We start from the raw sequence: 17,653 nt of genomic DNA on the forward strand, positions 1-17,653 counted from the left end.
CGCGGCGGAAAACCGTCGTAAGCATCACCGAAGAGTGGCAAATCGCGCGCACCGGTTATGGCGCGCCAAAACGGACCATCTCCCTGGTGGCGGGGGCGAATGCCTCGTAGTGGACCCACGTCTTCGGGTGCCTCGAAGATGTGCCAGAGTTGCCACGTCCGCCCTGTCAGCACGTACCGTACGGCAACACAGGTGGGACCAGGTGGGGCAGCGGGAAGGGGCAGCCGGTTTGACCACGCACGCACCGCAGGCGGCGCAGTCCGTCACGCTGCCCACGACACTGGACGAGGCCGTGGCGGCCCTCGTCGCCATGCCCGCCGCCGTGCCCGTCGCGGGCGGCACCGACCTCATGGCCGCCGTCAACTCCGGGCAGCTCAGGCCCGCCGCGCTGGTCGGCCTCGGCCGGATCAGCGAGATCCGCGGCTGGCAGTACCAGGACGGTCACGCCCTGCTCGGCGCGGGCCTCACGCACGCGCGTATGGGCCGCCCCGACTTCGCCGCCCTGATCCCGGCGCTCGCCGCCGCAGCCCGCGCCGCGGGCCCGCCGCAGATCCGCAACGCGGGCACCCTGGGCGGCAACATCGCCACGGCCGCGCCCACCGGCGACGCGCTGCCGGTCCTGGCCGCCCTGGAAGCGACACTGATCATCGCGGGCCCGGGCGGAGCCCGCCGGGAGATCCCGGTGTCGCACCTGCTGGCCGGCGTGGACATGCTGCGCGGCGGCGAACTCATCGGGTACGTGCGCGTGCCCCTGCTGCACGCGCCGCAGGTCTTCCTGAAGGCGACCGGCCGGACCGGACCGGGCCGCGCGATGGCCTCCGTCGCCCTGGTCCTCGACCCCGCCCGGCGCGGAGTGCGGTGCGCCGTCGGTGCCATAGCGCCGATGCCGCTGCGTCCGCTGGACGCCGAGCAGTGGGTCGCCCGGCTGATCGACTGGGACAACGGCCGCGCGATCGTCCCCGAGGCGCTGCAGGCCTTCGGGGAGTACGTCGCCGCGGCCTGCATCCCCGACCCGGCCCCCGAGGCCGACGGATCCGTACCGCAGCTTCCGCCCGCCGTTCTGCACCTGCGGCGCACCGTCGCCGCGCTGGCCCGACGAGCACTGGGGAGGGCGCTGTCGTGACCGACGACCAGCACGGAGAGGGCACCCCGCCCCAGAGCGGCGGCCGCTGGGACCCGCTGCCCCAGGGCGACTACGACGACGGCGCGACCGCCTTCGTGAAACTTCCCGAGGGCGGCATCGACGCGCTTCTCGCCTCCGCGGACAGCCCGCTCGCCGCACGCGGCCACGGCTATGTGCCGCCGCAGATACAGGCCACGCCGGGCACCGACCCGGAGGCCCCCGGCGCCTGGGCCGCACCGGCCGACGGCGCCCAGTGGCCCGACCCCAACGCCGTGCCGCACGGCGCCGGGAACGACCAGTTCACGTACAACCCCGGGTCCACGCAGCAGTGGGCCTACGAGGACCCCGCGCGCACCGACGGCGGGTCCGGTCACGACGTCACCGGCCAGTGGTCGATCCCCGTCGCGAACGGTGATCTTCCGGACGAATCGGGCGAGTTCACCACGTCGTCCCTGGTCCAGCAGTGGGGCGGAACACCCCCGGCGACCCTCCCCGGCGGCGCGGCCGCCCCCTGGGCGTCGGAGGGCGCGGGCCGGCCCTGGGGGCAGGAGACCGCGGAACCGACCGGAACCGACGGCGCCGGACGGCCCCTCGCGTCGGCGGCGGGAACGGACACCGCCCCGGGACGGACGGACGACGGGCGGACCGACACCGGGCACCACGCCATCGGGCAGGCGCCCGGCAGGCCCACGGACGCCGACCCGGCCCACGGGCACCCCGGTGCACCGCCGATGCCGGGCGGGCACGGCCGTGAAGCGGCGCCCGAACCGCACCTGCCGGGACACCCGGAGCCCACCGGCCACCGGCCCGCGGACGGCACCGGGTACGCGCCCCCGCACGCCGGCGAACGGCCGCGGGACCTCCGGCCGTCGGAGAGCGAGCACGCCGGGCGCGAGGCCGCGGGCGCGGACCCGACCCGGGCTGGCGAGTACCCGGCCGGGGATGCCGGGCAGGGCGATCCCGCCGCACGGCGTGCCGCCGAGGGCTACGCCTCCGCGTCCGACGCCGCCGCAGCAGCCTCACAGGCCGTCCAAGGGGCCCGTGAGGCCGCCGGAGCGGCCGAGGAGGCCCAGGAGCCCACCGAGGGCGCCGAGGGGCCCGTAGAGGCGTTCACGCGGCCCGGTGACGGCTCGGAGACGCACGACCGGGCAGAGACGGCCGAACCGACGGCGGCCGGAGCCGCCCCGGCGGACGGTCCGGACACCCACGACACCGCACCGGTCTCCGACGGCCCGGACGCCACCGACGACTCCGAGGAGCCCGCGCCCTCGCTGCCCGGCGAGGAACACCCCCTCGCCTCCTACGTCCTGCGCGTCAACGGCGTGGAACGCCCCGTCTCCGACGCCTGGATCGGCGAGTCGCTGCTCTACGTGCTGCGTGAGCGCCTCGGGCTCGCCGGCGCCAAGGACGGCTGCTCCCAGGGCGAGTGCGGAGCGTGCAACGTCCAGGTCGACGGGCGCCTGGTCGCCTCCTGCCTGGTGCCCGCCGTGACCGCCGCCGGCAGCGAGGTACGCACCGTCGAGGGCCTCGCGGAGGACGGGCAGCCGTCCGACGTGCAGCGCGCGCTCGCCCGGTGCGGCGCCGTGCAGTGCGGCTTCTGCGTGCCCGGCATGGCGATGACCGTGCACGACCTGCTGGAGGGCAACCCGGCGCCGACGAAGCTGGAGACCCGCCAGGCCCTGTGCGGCAACCTCTGCCGCTGCTCCGGCTACCGGGGTGTCGTCGACGCCGTCCAGGAGGTCGTCGCCGAACGACAGGCGCACAACGCCGCGGACGCCGAACACGACGGCGACGAGGCACGTATTCCTCACCAGGCGGGTCCGGGGGCCGGCGGTGTCAACCCGTCGGCGTTCGACCCCGCCCCGCACGACCAGGCGTACGGACAGGACGGAGGCCAGGCGTGAGCAACGAAGCCGCCACCGCGACCACCACCGCGGAGGCAGCACCCGCCCCCGAGCCGATCCCGCACGGCCTCGGCGCCTCCCTGCCGGCCGCCGACGCCCGTGCCAAGACCGAGGGCACGTTCCCGTACGCGGCCGACCTGTGGGCCGAGGGCCTGCTCTGGGCGGCCGTACTGCGCTCCCCGCACCCGCACGCGCGCATCGTGTCGATCGACGCGTCCCACGCGCGCGAGATGCCCGGCGTCCGGGCCGTCGTCACGCACGAGGACGTCCCCGGCACCCCGGTGCACGGACGCGGAAAGGCCGACCGCCCGGTCTTCGCCTCGGAGGTCGTACGCCACCACGGCGAACCCATCGCCGCCGTCGCCGCCGACCACCCCGACACCGCCCGCATGGCCGCCGCGGCCATCATGGTCGAGTACGAGGTCCTCGACCCCGTCACCGACCCCGAGCAGGCCTTCGAGGCCGAGCCGCTGCACCCCGACGGCAACCTGATCCGGCACATCCCGCTGCGCCACGGCGACCCCGACGCGGCCGGCGAGATCGTCGTCGAGGGCCTGTACCGCATCGGCCGCCAGGACCCGGCCCCCATCGGCGCCGAGGCCGGTCTCGCCGTCCCGCGCCCGGACGGCGGCGTCGAGCTCTACCTGGCCTCCACCGACCCGCACGCCGACCGCGACACGGCCGCCGCCTGCTACGGCCTGGAACCCGAGCGCGTCAAGATCGTCGTCACCGGTGTCCCCGGCGCCACCGCCGACCGTGAGGACCAGGGCTTCCAGCTCCCCCTCGGCCTGCTGGCCCTGCGCACCGGCTGCCCGGTCAAACTCACCGCGACGCGCGAGGAGTCCTTCCTCGGCCACGCCCACCGCCACCCCACGCTGCTCAGATACCGCCACCACGCCGACGCCGAGGGCAAGCTCGTCAAGGTCGAGGCGCAGATCCTGCTCGACGCGGGCGCCTACGCCGACACCTCCTCCGAGGCCCTGGCCGCCGCGGTGGGCTTCGCCTGCGGCCCCTACGTCGTGCCCAACGCCTTCATCGAGGGCTGGGCCGTACGCACCAACAACCCGCCCTCCGGCCACGTCCGCGGCGAGGGTGCCATGCAGGTGTGCGCCGCCTACGAGGCCCAGATGGACAAGCTGGCCAAGAAGCTCGGCGTCGACCCGGCGGAACTGCGCCTGCGCAACGTCCTGGCCACCGGTGACGTCCTGCCGACCGGGCAGACCGTGACCTGCCCGGCGCCGGTGGCGGAACTGCTGCAGGCCGTACGGGACTTCCCGCTCCCCGAGCTGCCCAAGGACACCCCCGAGGACGAGTGGCTGCTCCCCGGGGGCCCCGAGGGCGCGGGTGAACCGGGCGCGGTGCGCCGGGGCGTGGGCTACGGCCTCGGCATGGTCCACATGCTCGGCGCGGAGGGCGCCGACGAGGTCTCCACGGCGACCGTGAAGGTCCAGGACGGCGTCGCGACCGTGCTGTGCGCGGCCGTCGAGACCGGCCAGGGCTTCACCACGCTGGCCCGTCAGATCGTCCAGGAGACGCTCGGCATCGACGAGGTCCACGTGGCCCCCGTCGACACCGACCAGCCCCCGGCCGGGGCGGGCTGCCGCGGCCGCCACACCTGGGTCTCCGGCGGCGCGGTGGAACGCGCGGCCAAGATGGTCCGCACCCAGCTCCTGCAGCCGCTGGCCCATAAGTTCGGCATGTCCACCGAACTGCTCCAGATCACCGACGGCAAGATCACCTCGTACGACGGGGTCCTGTCGACCACCGTCACCGAGGCGATGGACGGCAAGGAGCTGTGGGCGACGGCCCAGTGCCGGCCGCACCCCACGGAGCCCCTCGACGGCGCCGGCCAGGGCGACGCCTTCGTCGGCATGGCCTTCTGCGCGATCCGCGCGGTGGTCGACGTCGACATCGAGCTCGGTTCGGTACGGGTCGTGGAGCTGGCGCTCGCCCAGGACGTCGGCCGCGTCCTGAACCCGGCCCAGCTGGCCGCCCGGATCGAAGCGGGCGTCACCCAGGGCGTGGGCATCGCGCTGACGGAGAACCTGCGCACCGCGCGCGGGGTGATCCGCCACCCCGACCTCACCGGCTACGCGCTGCCGACGGCCCTGGACGCCCCGGACATCCGCATCGTCAAGCTCGTGGAGGAGCGGGACGTCGTGGCGCCCTTCGGCGCGAAGGCGGTGAGCGCGGTGCCGGTGGTCACGTCCCCCGCCGCGATCGCCTCCGCCGTCCGGGCCGCGACCGGCCGCCCGGTGAACCGGCTGCCGATCCGCCCCCAGGCCGCGGTCGTCACGTCGCAGTAGAGCTGTCGCGTCGCAGTAGCGGTCGTCACGTCGCAGTAGCGGCTGTCGCGTCGCGGGAGCGGTCAGGACGTCGGTCGCGGCCGTGCTGTCGGTAGCGGCCACGCTGTCCGCAGCGGCTGTGCTACTGGTGGCGGCGGTGCCGCCGGGGGCGGCGATTCTCGCGGGGAGGGAACGCGCGAGGGTGTGCCGAGCGTCTTGTGATCAGGGGCCGTTGTCAGTGGCGGGGCGTACTGTTTTCAGCAGTGGGAACGCCTGCCGGCCACGAGGCGGACGGTGGGCTGCGTCCACGTCCGGTCGGCTGTCCCCGTGCGGAACTGCGGGCGGACACAGCGGGCCGGGCGCAGCGGGAAATCCGGGGGAGCAAAGGGCATGACGACCGATACCGCCGTCGCGGCGATCACGTTCACCGAGGACCAACTCGACCCGTACGTCACGCACGCCCCGACGCGGCGGCGGCTCACGGGTCCCGGACTGCCGGGCTCCGGCGCCCTGTTGACGTTCGCCGTGCTGCGCACGGACGGCCTGCGCACGCTGGCGGAGAGCACCGACGGTGCCTCCGGGCAGGATCGGGACCTGCGGGAACTGCGGGACCGGCTGGTGATAGGCGAACTCCTCGCGCCCGCCGGCATGGAGGCGGAGTCGATCCTCCTCGACGGCGGCACGGGCGAGATCAGCACCGCGTACCTCTTCGAGGCGATGGACGACCGCCCCCTGGCGCCCTCGCTGGAGGCGCTGGTGCGGTTCGCCGCGGTCACCGAGGAACTGGCCGACCTGCGGGGGCAGTTCGCGTCGTTCGCCGGACGCCACGGCGCCAAGGCGGCGGCCGAGGCCTCCCGGCAGCTGCTGGCCCTGTTCGAGGAGGGCACGGACGGCCGGGTCCCGCCGTACTGGAAGGCCGCGGCGCTGATCCGCCCTCTCGCCCTCGCCGCCGGCCCCGGAACCCGCACCGGCCTCACCCTGGACGTCCCCGCCCGCCTGCTGGACGAGGAGTTCGGCCACGCGCGCGTGGCCCGCTTCGAGGACGTCGACTTCCCGGCCACGCTCACCCACGAGCCGACCCGCCGCTTCCTGCGCGAGACGGGCCTGCCGGAGGACACGGTCCTGTTCCACCTCGACACCGAGGTGCCGCTGCAGACCCTCGCGGAGTACGCGGCGGACGACCGCCCCGGCACCGCCTCCCCGTTCGAACTCCCCGCGCGCGCCGACCACTTGATACGCCTCGGTCACCTCGTCGAGGACAACAGCCTGGTGGTGGACGGCGCGACGGGCGAGGTCCTGAACTGGAGCGAGCCGGAGGCGAGACTCTATCCGCTCAACACGGACGTCTCCACTCTCGCCTTCACCCTCTGGCTGCACCAGCGTGAGCGGGGCATCGACAAGTACCTCTCCCACGAACTCACGACCCAGGCCTACGACCAGCTCGCCGCGACCATGCTCCAGGTGCTCGCCTCGGTCGACCCGACGGCCACGACCACGTCGGCCGACTGGCACTACTGGACCCAGGCCTTCCAGGACGAGGCGGGCGGAGTGCTCTGAGGACGCGTCCGGGCGCCGGACGACCGGTGCCGGGACGCGATCCGCCGAGAGCCGGAACCTCAGGAGGCGCCGGTGCCCGCGCGGCGCCGGCGTGCGGCCACGACGAGGAGGCCGCCGAGCGCAGCAGCGGCGCCGGCCGCACCGGCGACCATCGGGATGCCGTCGGAGCCGGTGTTCGCCAGGCTGCCGGTCACCGAGCCGTCGGACCCGCCGCTCGACGCGCCGCCCGTCGAGGAGCCCGAGGCCCCGGTGCCCCCGGCGGCCTGGCCCTGCGGGTCGTTGCCGTTGCCTCCGCTGCCGGAACCGCCGTCCGTGGCACCGCCGGTGGAGCCGCCCGAGGTGGTGGGGTCCTCCTCGTTGTCGGTCGGGATGGCGATGTGGATCTGGGCCTTGTCGTTGGCCGCGTTCTTGTCGAAGACCGGGTGGATGTCGTAGACCGAGGTCGCCTTCACCTCGCTGGTGGTGGTCTTCGCATCGGCGTGGATCTTCAGCATGAAGGTGTAGAGCAGCGACTGACCGACCTCGATGGTGTGGTCGTCGGGCGTGCACACGTACGTGGACCTGCCCGGCGTCCCGCCGGGAGCGGACGGCCCGTCGATCCCGAACGGCGAGCACTGCTTCGGCACTTCGGTGGCGGTGGTGCCCGCCGGTATGTGCACCATGAGCGCGGGCTGGTCGTCGCTCTCCTGGTTGCGGATCCAGCCGGGGCCGTCGTTGCGCAGCGCCACCGTGACCGACTGCCAGTTCCCCGCGAGGGCCTCGGTGTCGTCGCCGACGGCGACGAGGTCGGCGCTGCTGTCGGCGGTCAGGGCCAGTCGCCGGTAGCTGTCGGTGAATCCCTCGCCCGGCGTCTCACCGGTCCTGCCGGTGCCGTACTCGACGGCCTCCATCAGCGCCTTGGGCAGCGCCTTGAACCGTACGGCGGTCTTGATGGAGGCGCCGGGCTCCACGACCTCGTCGATCTTGCACACGGCCTGCCGGACCTGATCCTCGACGGTCGAGTAGGTGCAGCCCTCGACGGCCTCGGGGAAGTCCAGCCCGCGGGTCAGCCGCATCCGGAAGCTGACGCCGTCCACGGCGGCGGTCCCCTTGTTGGTGATCACGACGTCCTGGTCGTACACCTCACCGGGCTTGGGCGCCGCCTTCGGCAGCGCCGAAATCACCAGATCGGCCCCGGCGTCCTCGGCGTGCGCCGCGGGAGCGACGCCGCCGGCGATCGCGACGGCGGCCACGAAGGCGGCCGAGGCCCGGATGTACGAGCGCGTGTGCTGGCGCACAGTGATCTCCTCGTCGACAACAGACAGCACGATGACCGGCGGGACACCCCACCGGTCATGTGAAGGACACCCGAGGGGGGCCTGGGGTTGTGCTGCCGTTGCAGAGGGGACGGACACATCGGAGGCCGTGGCGGGAATCGAACCCGCGTAACTCGCTTTGCAGGCGAGTCCCTGAACCACTCGGGCACACGGCCGGGTCGGGTGGGTGGCGGTGGGCCGCCCTTCCGAACTCGGTGAGTCGACCGTAGGGGCGGGTGGTGGCGGGGCTCAAGGGAATCGGGGGTGGTGCAACGGGACTGCCATACGCCGTTCATGAAGGGGTGTGCGGGGGTGGGGCGTACGACCAAGGTCCGAGGCCGGGGGAGACCTCCGACAGGGGTGACGGGAGGCTGCGCACCTTACCCTGGCGGGCATGACCGTCCTCGAACCGCGTGACGCCGCCGTCGCAGACCAGACCCCGGGCCGTGCCGAAGAAGGCGTGTTGGGACGGGAGTACCGGGCGCTCAGTGTCGGGATCGTGTCCGTCGTGCTGTTGATCGCCTTCGAGGCGACGGCCGTGGGGACGGCGATGCCGGTGGCCGCCCGGGAGCTGGACGGGGTGGGTCTGTACGCGTTCGCGTTCTCGGGGTACTTCACCACCAGCCTGTTCGGGATGGTCTTCGCCGGGCAGTGGTCGGACCGGCGGGGCCCCCTCGGGGCGCTGACCACGGGGATCGGGTGCTTCGCCGCGGGGCTGCTGCTGGCCGGGACGGCGTCCGCGATGTGGCTGTTCATCCTGGGCCGCGCCGTGCAGGGGCTGGGCGGCGGGCTCGTGATCGTCGCCCTGTACGTCGTCGTCGGGCGGGCCTACCCCGAGCGGCTGCGGCCGGCGATCATGGCGGGGTTCGCGGCCGGCTGGGTCGTACCGTCGATCGTGGGGCCGCTGGCCTCCGGCGCGGTCACCGAACACCTCGGCTGGCGCTGGGTGTTCATCGGCATCCCCGTCCTCGTCGTCTTCCCCCTAGCCCTCGCGCTGCCGCAGATACGGCGTCGCGCGGGAGGCCCGGTCACCCCCGCCGCCTCCGGCGACGCCGCCTCCTCCGCCGACCGGCGCCGTATCCGCCTCGCGCTCGGCGTCTCGCTGGGCGCCGGGCTGCTCCAGTACGCCGCCCAGGACCTGCGCTGGCTCTCCCTCCTCCCCGGCGTCGCCGGCGCCGCGCTGCTCGTGCCCGCCGTGCTCGGGCTGCTCCCGCGCGGCACCTACCGGGCGGCGCGCGGGCTGCCGTCCGTCGTGCTGCTGCGCGGCATCTCCGCGGGGTCCTTCGTCGCCGCCGAGTCCTTCGTGCCCCTGATGCTGGTCACCGAGCGGGGGCTCACACCGACGCTGGCCGGGTTCTCGCTCGCGGCCGGCGGCGGGACCTGGGCGCTGGGCTCGTGGCTGCAGTCCCGGTCGCGTGTGGAGCCGTACCGGGACCGGCTCATGACCGTGGGCATGCTGCTCGTGACCGCCGCGATCGCCACCGCGCCCAGCGTGCTCATCCACTCGGTGCCCGTGTGGACCGTCGCCGTCGCCTGGGCCGTCGGCTGCTTCGGCATGGGCCTGGTGATCTCGTCGACCAGCGTCCTCCTGCTCCAGCTGTCCGCCCCCGAGGAGGCCGGCGCGAACTCCGCCGCCCTCCAGATCTCCGACGGCCTCTCCAACACCGTCCTGCTGGCGGCGGGCGGCGCGGCCTTCGCGGCGCTGGGCGGGGGAGCGGTGAGCCACACGGCGACCCAGGCGTCCGGCTCGCATCCGGCGGCCTTCGCGGCGGTGTTCCTGCCGATGGCCGGGGTGGCCCTGGTGGGGGCCTGGGTGGCCACCCGGCTGCGGGGACGGCCGTAGCCGGGGCGGTCGTAGCCGGGCGGTCGAGCCGGCTGTGACGTGGGTCCCACCCACGGGTGACCCGGCCTTGTCCGCACGTTGACACCGGTGGCCCGCCGGTAGGGTGGCCCGGTTGTCATACGTAGCCGAGCCACCCCGACCCTCGTCAATCGAGCCGCCCGACCCACCCACGGAGACCGTGACTACCGCCCGCCCGTCGCCCGCCACCACCCTCAACGGAGGGCCCTCCGGGCCCACACCCATGTCTGCCAGCTCCGCCTCGCACTCCCACCACCTCTCCCCCGCCTTCCCCGGCCGGGCCCCCTGGGGCACCGCCAGCAAGCTGCGTGCCTGGCAGCAGGGGGCGATGGAGAAGTATGTCCAGGAGCAGCCGCGCGACTTCCTCGCCGTCGCCACACCCGGCGCCGGCAAGACGACGTTCGCGCTGACGCTCGCGTCCTGGCTGCTGCACCACCACGTCGTGCAGCAGGTGACCGTGGTCGCGCCGACCGAGCACCTGAAGAAGCAGTGGGCGGAGGCGGCCGCGCGGATAGGGATCAAGCTCGACCCCGAGTACAGCGCGGGGCCGCTCGGCAAGGACTACCACGGTGTCGCGGTGACCTACGCAGGTGTCGGCGTGCGGCCGATGCTGCACCGCAACCGGGTGGAGCAGCGCAAGACGCTCGTCATCCTCGACGAGATCCACCACGCCGGTGACTCCAAGTCGTGGGGCGAGGCCTGTCTGGAGGCCTTCGAGCCGGCCACCCGCCGCCTCGCGCTCACCGGCACGCCGTTCCGGTCCGACACCAACCCGATCCCCTTCGTCACGTACGAGGAGGGCAACGACGGCATCCGGCGGTCCGCGGCCGACTACACCTACGGCTACGGCAACGCCCTCGCCGACCACGTCGTCCGGCCGGTCATCTTCCTCTCCTACAGCGGCAACATGCGCTGGCGGACGAAGGCGGGCGACGAGATCGCCGCGCGGCTCGGCGAGCCCATGACGAAGGACGCGATCAGCCAGGCCTGGCGTACGGCCCTGGACCCGCGCGGCGAGTGGATGCCGAGCGTGCTGCGCGCCGCCGACCAGCGGCTGACCGAGGTCCGCAAGGGCATCCCGGACGCGGGCGCCCTGGTCATCGCCTCCGACCAGGACTCGGCGCGCGCCTACGCCAAGCTGATCCGGGAGATCACCGGCAACAAGGCCACCCTCGTCCTGTCCGACGACGCCGGCGCGTCCAAGCGGATCGACGACTTCAGCAACAGCGACGACCGCTGGATGGTCGCCGTACGCATGGTGTCCGAGGGCGTCGACGTGCCCCGGCTCGCGGTCGGCGTGTACGCCACCACGATCTCCACCCCGCTCTTCTTCGCCCAGGCCGTCGGCCGCTTCGTGCGGTCCAGGCGCCGCGGCGAGACCGCCTCCGTGTTCCTGCCGACCGTCCCCGACCTGCTCACCTTCGCCAACGAGATGGAGGTCGAGCGCGACCACGCCCTCGACAAGCCGAAGAAGGAGGGCGAGGAGGACCCGTACGCCGAGTCCGAGAAGGAGATGGAGGAGGCGAACAAGGAGCAGGACGAGGACACCGGCGAGCAGGAGCAGTTCGCCTTCGAGGCGCTGGAGTCCGAGGCGGTCTTCGACCGGGTGCTCTACGACGGTGCCGAGTTCGGCATGCAGGCCCACCCCGGCAGCGAGGAGGAGCAGGACTACCTCGGCATCCCGGGGCTGCTGGAGCCCGACCAGGTGCAGTTGCTGCTGCAGAAGCGGCAGGCCCGGCAGATCGCGCACAGCCGTAAGAAGCCGGACTCGGAGGCCGACCTGCTGGAGCTGCCGGCCGAGCGGCGGCCCGTCGTCTCGCACAAGGAGATGATGGAGCTGCGCAAGCAGCTGAACACCATGGTCAGCGCCTACGTCCACCAGAGCGGCAAGCCGCACGGCGTCATCCACACCGAGCTGCGCCGGGTGTGCGGCGGGCCGCCGAGCGCGGAGGCGACGGCCGGACAGCTCAGGCAGCGGATCGCCAAGGTGCAGGAGTGGGCCACGCGGATGCGGTGACACCCGTTGCCCGGTGCGCGTACGTTGCGCGGTGCGCGTACCGGGACAAACAGAGGTAGTCCCTCCCGGCCCCTGCCCGGATTCTGGACGGAGACTTCCGCTCAGCGAACCCCCTTCGCTACTGTCCCGCTACGCACACGCCCCGTGGCAGCGCCGCCGCGGAGCGCAGCCGTGAAGCGACGCGGCCCGGTACAGGCCGGGTCGCCGGCCGATCGGCGGCCTCTGTTGCGCGTCGCCGACGGGACTCGGTGACGCACTGCCGCTCGGAGGTCGCCGACCTCACCACTTGGAGGAGTGGGCGTCGTGACCGCGGAGACCTCTCAGACGCTCGACCGGGGACTACGTGTCCTCAAGCTGCTGGCCGACACGGACCATGGGCTGACCGTCACCGAGCTATCCACCAAACTGGGCGTGAACCGGACCGTGGTGTACCGGTTGCTCGCCACCCTGGAGCAACACGCCCTCGTACGCCGTGACTTGGGCGGACGTGCCCGGGTCGGGCTGGGCGTGCTGAGGCTGGGACGGCAGGTGCATCCGCTGGTCCGGGAGGCCGCGTTGCCGGCCCTGCGCTCGCTCGCCGAGGACATAGGGGCGACCGCTCATCTGACGCTGGTGGACGGGGCGGACGCGCTGGCGGTCGCCGTCGTCGAGCCCTCCTGGACCGACTACCACGTGGCCTACCGGGCGGGCTTCCGGCATCCGCTGGACCGGGGGGCCGCCGGCAAGGCGATCCTGGCCGCGCGGGCCAAGCCGACGGCGGAGTGCGGGTACACCCTCACGCACGGCGAGCTGGAGGCGGGCGCCAGTGGCGCCGCGGCGCCGTTGCTCGGGGTCACCGGGGTCGAGGGGAGCGTCGGAGTGGTGATGCTGGCCGACGCGGTGCCTGAGCGGGTGGGCCCGCGGGTGGTGGACGCGGCACGGGAGGTCGCCGAGGCCCTGCAGTGAACATGCGCAGGGGCCGCCGCGGATGGGTGCGGGCGGGCCGCGGGTGGTGGACGCGGCACGGGAGATCGCCGAGGCCCTGCAGTGAGCATGTGCGGGAGCTGCCGCGGGTGAGTGCGGGTGGGGCCGCGGGTGTGGACGCGGCACGGGACATCGCCCTGAGTTCGTGCAGGGCCGCCGCGGGTGGGCGATGCCTGCCCGCGTGGGGCCCCGGTGGCCCGGAGCAGGCCGAAAGGGTTCTTCGCGTTAGATTGATCCCGTGCTCTCTCGCCTCACACGCCCCCAGGCCCTCGCCGTCTGCGCGCTGCCCGTCGTGGCGTTGATCGCCACGGCGGTTTTCGCGCCGCTGCCGTTCTCGCTGGCGCAGCCCGGTATGACCGCGAACGTCCTCGGCGAGAACAAGGGCACCCCGGTGATCACCATCTCCGGCGCGAAGACCCGTACGACCAGCGGGCAGCTGCGGATGACGACGATCGAGGCGACCAATCCGGACACGCGGGTCTCGCTCGGCGACGTGCTCTCCGCGTGGTTCGCCACGGACCGGGCCGTCATGCCGCGCGACGCCGTCTACCCCAGCGGGGAGACCACGAAGCAGATCGAGCAGCACAACAGCGCGCAGATGAAGGAGTCCCAGGACGCCGCGACCGAGGCCGCGCTGGACTACCTCCATCTGAACGGCAAGGACGTCAAGGTCACCCTGAAGCTCGCCGACGTGGGCGGGCCCAGTGCCGGGCTGCTGTTCACGCTGGGCATCATCGACAAGCTCGACGGCAACGGCAGCGGCGGCGACCTCACGGGCGGCCGCAACGTCGCGGGTACGGGGACCATCGACGCCGACGGCAAGGTCGGCGCCGTGGGCGGCGTCGCGCTGAAGACGCAGGCCGCCCGGCGGGACGGGGCGACGGTGTTCCTGGTCCCCAAGGCCGAGTGCTCCGACGCCAGATCCGAGCTGCCGAAGGGGCTGCGGCTGATCCCGGTGACGACGCTGAAGAGCGCCGTGGACTCGCTGGTGGCGCTGGAGAGCGGGAAGGGTTCCGTCGCCGCCTGCTGAAGCCGGTTATGGTCGTGGCCCGCTGAAGTCGTCTCCGGTCGTCGCCTGCTGAATTCCGTTCTAGGGGTTCAGCGCCGGCCTCGGTGTGGCGATGCGCAGGCCCATTTCCACGAGCGTCCAGCCCAGGCGGGCACGGAGGTCGCGGGGGCGTGCGGCCTCGGCGGCGAGGCGGTGGTCGGCGGCCTCGGCGTGGAGTTCGGCGGCGCGGACGTGGTGCGTGGCGAGGTGGGACTCGGGGGGCAGCATCGGGGCCGGGCCTCTCAGTCGGTCAGCGGGAAGGCGTGCGTGTGGATGCGCACCTGGGCGGCGGTGTCGTCCTCGACGGCCAGGTCGCGGTAGGAGTCGACGAGCGCGTGCATCTTCTCGATCAGCTCACGGGTGAGCTCCGGCGTCAGCCGTAGCGTCGCGCTGCTCATGTCCCAGACGCGGTTCCACTCCTCGGGCCAGGAACCGCGGTCGCCCAGCCAGGTGGACAGGTTCCTGACCTGGCTCATGGCGATCTCGTGGAGGTAGAGGTCGGCGGCCCCGCGGACGGCCGGATCGGTGTCCGTGAGCAGGGAGTCGTCGAAGGAGAAGCCCTTGTGGACCGCCTTCCACCAGCGTTCCCGTCCCTTGCCGCGCTCGGGAGCGTCCTCGACGAAGCCGTGGGCGGCGAGCTGGCGCAGGTGGTAGCTGGTGGCACCGCTCGACTCGCCCAGTTTCTCGGCGAGTTGGGACGCGGTGGCAGGGCCGCCGAAGCGCAGGGCGTCCAGCAGCTGCATGCGCAGGGGGTGTGCGAGCCCGCGCAGGGAGCGAGCGTCGAGATGGCGGACCTCCGGGGTCCTGGGCTGCTCTGTCACGCATACAAAGGTAGCGTTGCAAAGGTCTCTTTGCAACGCTTTCTTTGCATCGCCTTCTGTGAGCCGCTAGGTGCCCTCCACATCCCTCGCCGCCTGCTCCACCAACGGGATGATCCGCAGCGGAACGGGGTTCTCCATCACGATCGCGGTGGCGGCCCGGACGATGCCGTCGAAGCCGACGACCCGGTCGATGACCCGCTGCAGATCCGCGTTGGACCGGGCCACCAGCCGGCACAGCATGTCCCCGCTGCCGGTGGTCGTGTGCAGCTCCAGCACCTCCGGCACGGATGCCAGGTGCGCCCGTACGTCGGCGCCCTGGCCCTGGCGGATCTGGAGGGTGGCGAACGCCGTGACGGGATACCCCAGGGCCGCCGGATCCACCTGGGGCCCGAACCCCCGGATGACACCGTTCGACTGGAGCCGGTCCAGTCGCGCCTGCGCCGTCCCGCGCGCCACCCCCAGCCGCCGGGACATCTCCAGCACCCCGATCCGCGGCTCCAGCGCCAGCAGGACCAGGATCCGGCCGTCGAGCTGGTCGATCGCCACAGCAGCCTCCCGAGTGCGGTGGTCATCCTGTACAGAAAGACCGCGTGTACGGCCGTGCCGCTGAACAGATTGTCCAGCAGATACGCAAACTATTGCGCACCTTGCCGCTCCGCATCAGGCTGCCGCTATGACCCAGACCACACACCACACTCCCGACACCGCCCGGCAGGCCGACCCCTTCCCGGTCAAGGGAATGGACGCGGTCGTCTTCGCCGTGGGCAACGCGAAGCAGGCGGCGCACTTCTACTCCACCGCCTTCGGCATGCGGCTGGTCGCCTACTCGGGACCCGAGAACGGCAGCCGCGAGACCGCGAGCTACGTGCTCGAGAACGGCTCCGCCCGCTTCGTGTTCACCTCGGTCATCAAGCCCGCCACCGCCTGGGGGCACTTCCTCGACCGGCACGTGGCCGAGCACGGCGACGGCGTGGTCGACCTCGCCATCGAGGTCCCGGACGCCCGCGCCGCGTACGCCTACGCGCTGGAGCACGGCGCGAAGAGCGTCGCCGAGCCGTACGAGCTGAAGGACGACAACGGCACGGTCGTCCTCGCCGCGATCGCCACCTACGGCGAGACCCGCCACACCCTGGTCGAGCGCACCGGCTACGACGGCCCCTACCTCCCGGGATTCGTCGCCGCGAGCCCGATCGTCGAGCCGCCCGCCCACCGCACCTTCCAGGCCATCGACCACTGCGTCGGCAACGTCGAACTCGGCCGCATGAACGAGTGGGTGGAGTTCTACAACAAGGTCATGGGCTTCACGAACATGAAGGAGTTCGTGGGCGACGACATCGCCACCGAGTACAGCGCGCTGATGTCGAAGGTGGTGGCCGACGGCACGCTCAAGGTCAAGTTCCCGATCAACGAGCCCGCCATCGCCAAGAAGAAGTCCCAGATCGACGAGTACCTGGAGTTCTACGGCGGCGCGGGCGTCCAGCACATCGCGCTCAACACCAACGACATCGTCCAGACGGTCCGCACGATGCGCGCGGCCGGCGTGGAGTTCCTCAACACCCCGGACTCGTACTACGACACCCTCGGCGAGTGGGTCGGCGACACCCGGGTGCCGATCGAGACCCTGCGTGAGCTGAAGATCCTCGCCGACCGCGACGAGGACGGCTACCTGCTGCAGATCTTCACCAAGCCGGTCCAGGACAAGCCGACCGTGTTCTTCGAACTCATCGAGCGGCACGGCTCGATGGGCTTCGGCAAGGGCAACTTCAAGGCCCTCTTCGAGGCGATCGAGCGGGAGCAGGCCAAGCGCGGAAACCTGTGAGCCGAAAGCCTTGCGACCGGTGAACGCCGGTTGACACCCTCAAGTCCTGCGGGTGCCGAGGGGGCGCCCACAGGACTGGGGAAAGTGCAGTGATCTCTGCGATCAACCTCGCGGTGCCGTCGGTTCGTTGGCTGTGGCAGAAGGCCACGCTCAGGGAGCCGACGGTGCTGCAGTCGTTCGCCTTCGACGAGCCGAACAGGCATCTGTACGTGCTCCAGGTCACCGCCACCGGCCACGCGGCCGGCGATCTGTGCCTCAACAAGCTGGACTACAAGGGCAACCGGCTCGGTCACATGTACCTCAGGGGCTTCGGCCACGGCGTCAGCATCGGCATCCAGCGCGACGCCGAGGACGGCTCCACCTGGATCTGGACCGAGGCCGCCGCCGTCCGCGGCTACGGGCAGGGCGTCACCCGCTTCCACTTCGCCGACGGCGCCACCCGCACCGCCGCCGACGTCAAGATCCGCAAGCCGATAGCGGGCTCCACCAACAACCAGCCGTCGGTCTGCCAGGCCTCGGGCCGCATCGCCATCCGCTACCGCGACAAGGCGAACACGCCCCGGTACCGCGTCTGGGACCTCGACGCCTTCACGGCCCGCGACTACGACAACCCGGTCGCGGACTTCGCCCAGGTCGGCGCCCACCCCGACCCCCGTATCCCGTTCCAGGGCTACGCCCTGTTCCGCGACGCCGTCTATCAGCTCGCGGGCACCGCCTACAACGCCACCACCAACCCGGCCGCGGGGCGCGGCAACTCCTACGTCTCCAGCGTCTCCGTCACCACCGGCAAGCTGCTCCAGCAACAGCGCACCGAGGCCGGCTACAGCCTCACCTACCGCGAGCCGGAGGGCGTCGCGGTGCGCCCGGGCTCCGACCCGAGGGTGTACGTCGGCTTCGCCTCGGGGGAGATCGGAGCGCGCCGCTTCTCGATCTTCGTCAAGGAGGACAGCGACTGAACCG

14 protein-coding genes and 1 tRNA gene are annotated in these 17,653 nt (G+C 72.6%); 10 read left to right on the forward strand and 5 right to left on the reverse strand.

The window, feature by feature from the left end; translation table 11 throughout:
• Nucleotides 1-229 precede the first annotated feature (229 nt).
• The 4 genes from ACIGDI_RS00360 to ACIGDI_RS00375 all read left to right on the forward strand — a co-directional run bounded on the left by ACIGDI_RS00360 (nt 230) and on the right by ACIGDI_RS00375 (nt 6,869).
• Nucleotides 230-1,123: a xanthine dehydrogenase family protein subunit M gene (locus ACIGDI_RS00360; RefSeq protein ID WP_142152278.1), complete on the forward strand. Its 894-nt coding sequence runs from the start codon at nt 230-232 to the stop codon at nt 1,121-1,123.
• Nucleotides 1,120-3,027 (forward strand): 2Fe-2S iron-sulfur cluster-binding protein, encoded by a 1,908-nt coding sequence (locus ACIGDI_RS00365; RefSeq protein ID WP_399888372.1) that lies wholly within the window; start codon nt 1,120-1,122, stop codon nt 3,025-3,027. The genes ACIGDI_RS00360 and ACIGDI_RS00365 overlap by 4 nt, the downstream gene beginning before the upstream one ends.
• Nucleotides 3,024-5,333 (forward strand): xanthine dehydrogenase family protein molybdopterin-binding subunit, encoded by a 2,310-nt coding sequence (locus ACIGDI_RS00370; RefSeq protein ID WP_399888375.1) that lies wholly within the window; start codon nt 3,024-3,026, stop codon nt 5,331-5,333. Before ACIGDI_RS00365 ends, ACIGDI_RS00370 begins: the two co-directional genes overlap by 4 nt.
• A gap of 369 nt (nt 5,334-5,702) precedes the next feature.
• Nucleotides 5,703-6,869 carry an SUKH-4 family immunity protein gene (locus tag ACIGDI_RS00375; RefSeq protein ID WP_399888378.1) on the forward strand — a complete coding sequence of 389 codons (1,167 nt, stop codon included), beginning with the start codon at nt 5,703-5,705 and terminating at the stop codon, nt 6,867-6,869.
• Nucleotides 6,870-6,928: 59 nt separating this feature from the next.
• Here ACIGDI_RS00375 and ACIGDI_RS00380 read toward each other — a convergent pair whose 3' ends face one another.
• A complete protein-coding gene (locus ACIGDI_RS00380) occupies nt 6,929-8,146 on the reverse strand; it encodes a hypothetical protein (protein ID WP_399888381.1) in 1,218 nt (405 codons plus the stop codon).
• A gap of 122 nt (nt 8,147-8,268) precedes the next feature.
• Nucleotides 8,269-8,340 (reverse strand) — tRNA-Cys (locus tag ACIGDI_RS00385).
• A gap of 218 nt (nt 8,341-8,558) precedes the next feature.
• On the opposite strand from ACIGDI_RS00385, the gene ACIGDI_RS00390 reads away from it, so the two are divergent.
• The 4 genes from ACIGDI_RS00390 to ACIGDI_RS00405 all read left to right on the forward strand — a co-directional run bounded on the left by ACIGDI_RS00390 (nt 8,559) and on the right by ACIGDI_RS00405 (nt 14,035).
• The gene (locus ACIGDI_RS00390; RefSeq protein WP_399888383.1) at nt 8,559-10,007 is read left to right on the forward strand and encodes an MFS transporter; all 1,449 of its coding nucleotides are present in this window, start codon (nt 8,559-8,561) and stop codon (nt 10,005-10,007) included.
• A 241-nt stretch (nt 10,008-10,248) separates the two neighbouring features.
• Nucleotides 10,249-12,042: a DEAD/DEAH box helicase gene (locus ACIGDI_RS00395; protein ID WP_384822221.1), complete on the forward strand. Its 1,794-nt coding sequence runs from the start codon at nt 10,249-10,251 to the stop codon at nt 12,040-12,042.
• Between the two features lie 303 nt (nt 12,043-12,345).
• Nucleotides 12,346-12,987 (forward strand): IclR family transcriptional regulator, encoded by a 642-nt coding sequence (locus tag ACIGDI_RS00400; RefSeq protein WP_142152271.1) that lies wholly within the window; start codon nt 12,346-12,348, stop codon nt 12,985-12,987.
• A 256-nt stretch (nt 12,988-13,243) separates the two neighbouring features.
• On the forward strand, nt 13,244-14,035 hold the full coding sequence (locus tag ACIGDI_RS00405; protein WP_399888387.1) for a PDZ domain-containing protein: 792 nt from the start codon (nt 13,244-13,246) through the stop codon (nt 14,033-14,035).
• Between the two features lie 60 nt (nt 14,036-14,095).
• On the opposite strand, the gene ACIGDI_RS00410 is transcribed toward ACIGDI_RS00405, so the two are convergent.
• From ACIGDI_RS00410 to ACIGDI_RS00420, 3 genes are all read right to left on the reverse strand, one after another.
• The gene (locus ACIGDI_RS00410; RefSeq protein ID WP_399888390.1) at nt 14,096-14,281 is read right to left on the reverse strand and encodes a hypothetical protein; all 186 of its coding nucleotides are present in this window, start codon (nt 14,279-14,281) and stop codon (nt 14,096-14,098) included.
• Between the two features lie 14 nt (nt 14,282-14,295).
• The gene (locus ACIGDI_RS00415; RefSeq protein ID WP_390625649.1) at nt 14,296-14,874 is read right to left on the reverse strand and encodes an ArsR/SmtB family transcription factor; all 579 of its coding nucleotides are present in this window, start codon (nt 14,872-14,874) and stop codon (nt 14,296-14,298) included.
• A gap of 66 nt (nt 14,875-14,940) precedes the next feature.
• Nucleotides 14,941-15,420, reverse strand: coding sequence for an Lrp/AsnC family transcriptional regulator (locus ACIGDI_RS00420; RefSeq protein WP_399888393.1), 480 nt, complete (start codon nt 15,418-15,420; stop codon nt 14,941-14,943).
• Between the two features lie 127 nt (nt 15,421-15,547).
• Between ACIGDI_RS00420 and hppD the strand changes: the two genes are divergently transcribed.
• Both hppD and ACIGDI_RS00430 read left to right on the forward strand, forming a co-directional pair.
• Nucleotides 15,548-16,693, forward strand: coding sequence for a 4-hydroxyphenylpyruvate dioxygenase (gene hppD / locus ACIGDI_RS00425; RefSeq protein WP_399888396.1), 1,146 nt, complete (start codon nt 15,548-15,550; stop codon nt 16,691-16,693).
• A gap of 89 nt (nt 16,694-16,782) precedes the next feature.
• A complete protein-coding gene (locus ACIGDI_RS00430; RefSeq protein ID WP_399888399.1) occupies nt 16,783-17,649 on the forward strand; it encodes a Teichoic acid biosynthesis protein C (Precursor) in 867 nt (288 codons plus the stop codon).
• The last annotated feature ends 4 nt before the right edge of the window (nt 17,650-17,653 follow it).

This window comes from Streptomyces sp. NPDC085900 (assembly GCF_044540925.1).
In the GTDB taxonomy this organism is placed as follows: Bacteria; Actinomycetota; Actinomycetes; order Streptomycetales; family Streptomycetaceae; genus Streptomyces; species Streptomyces gilvifuscus.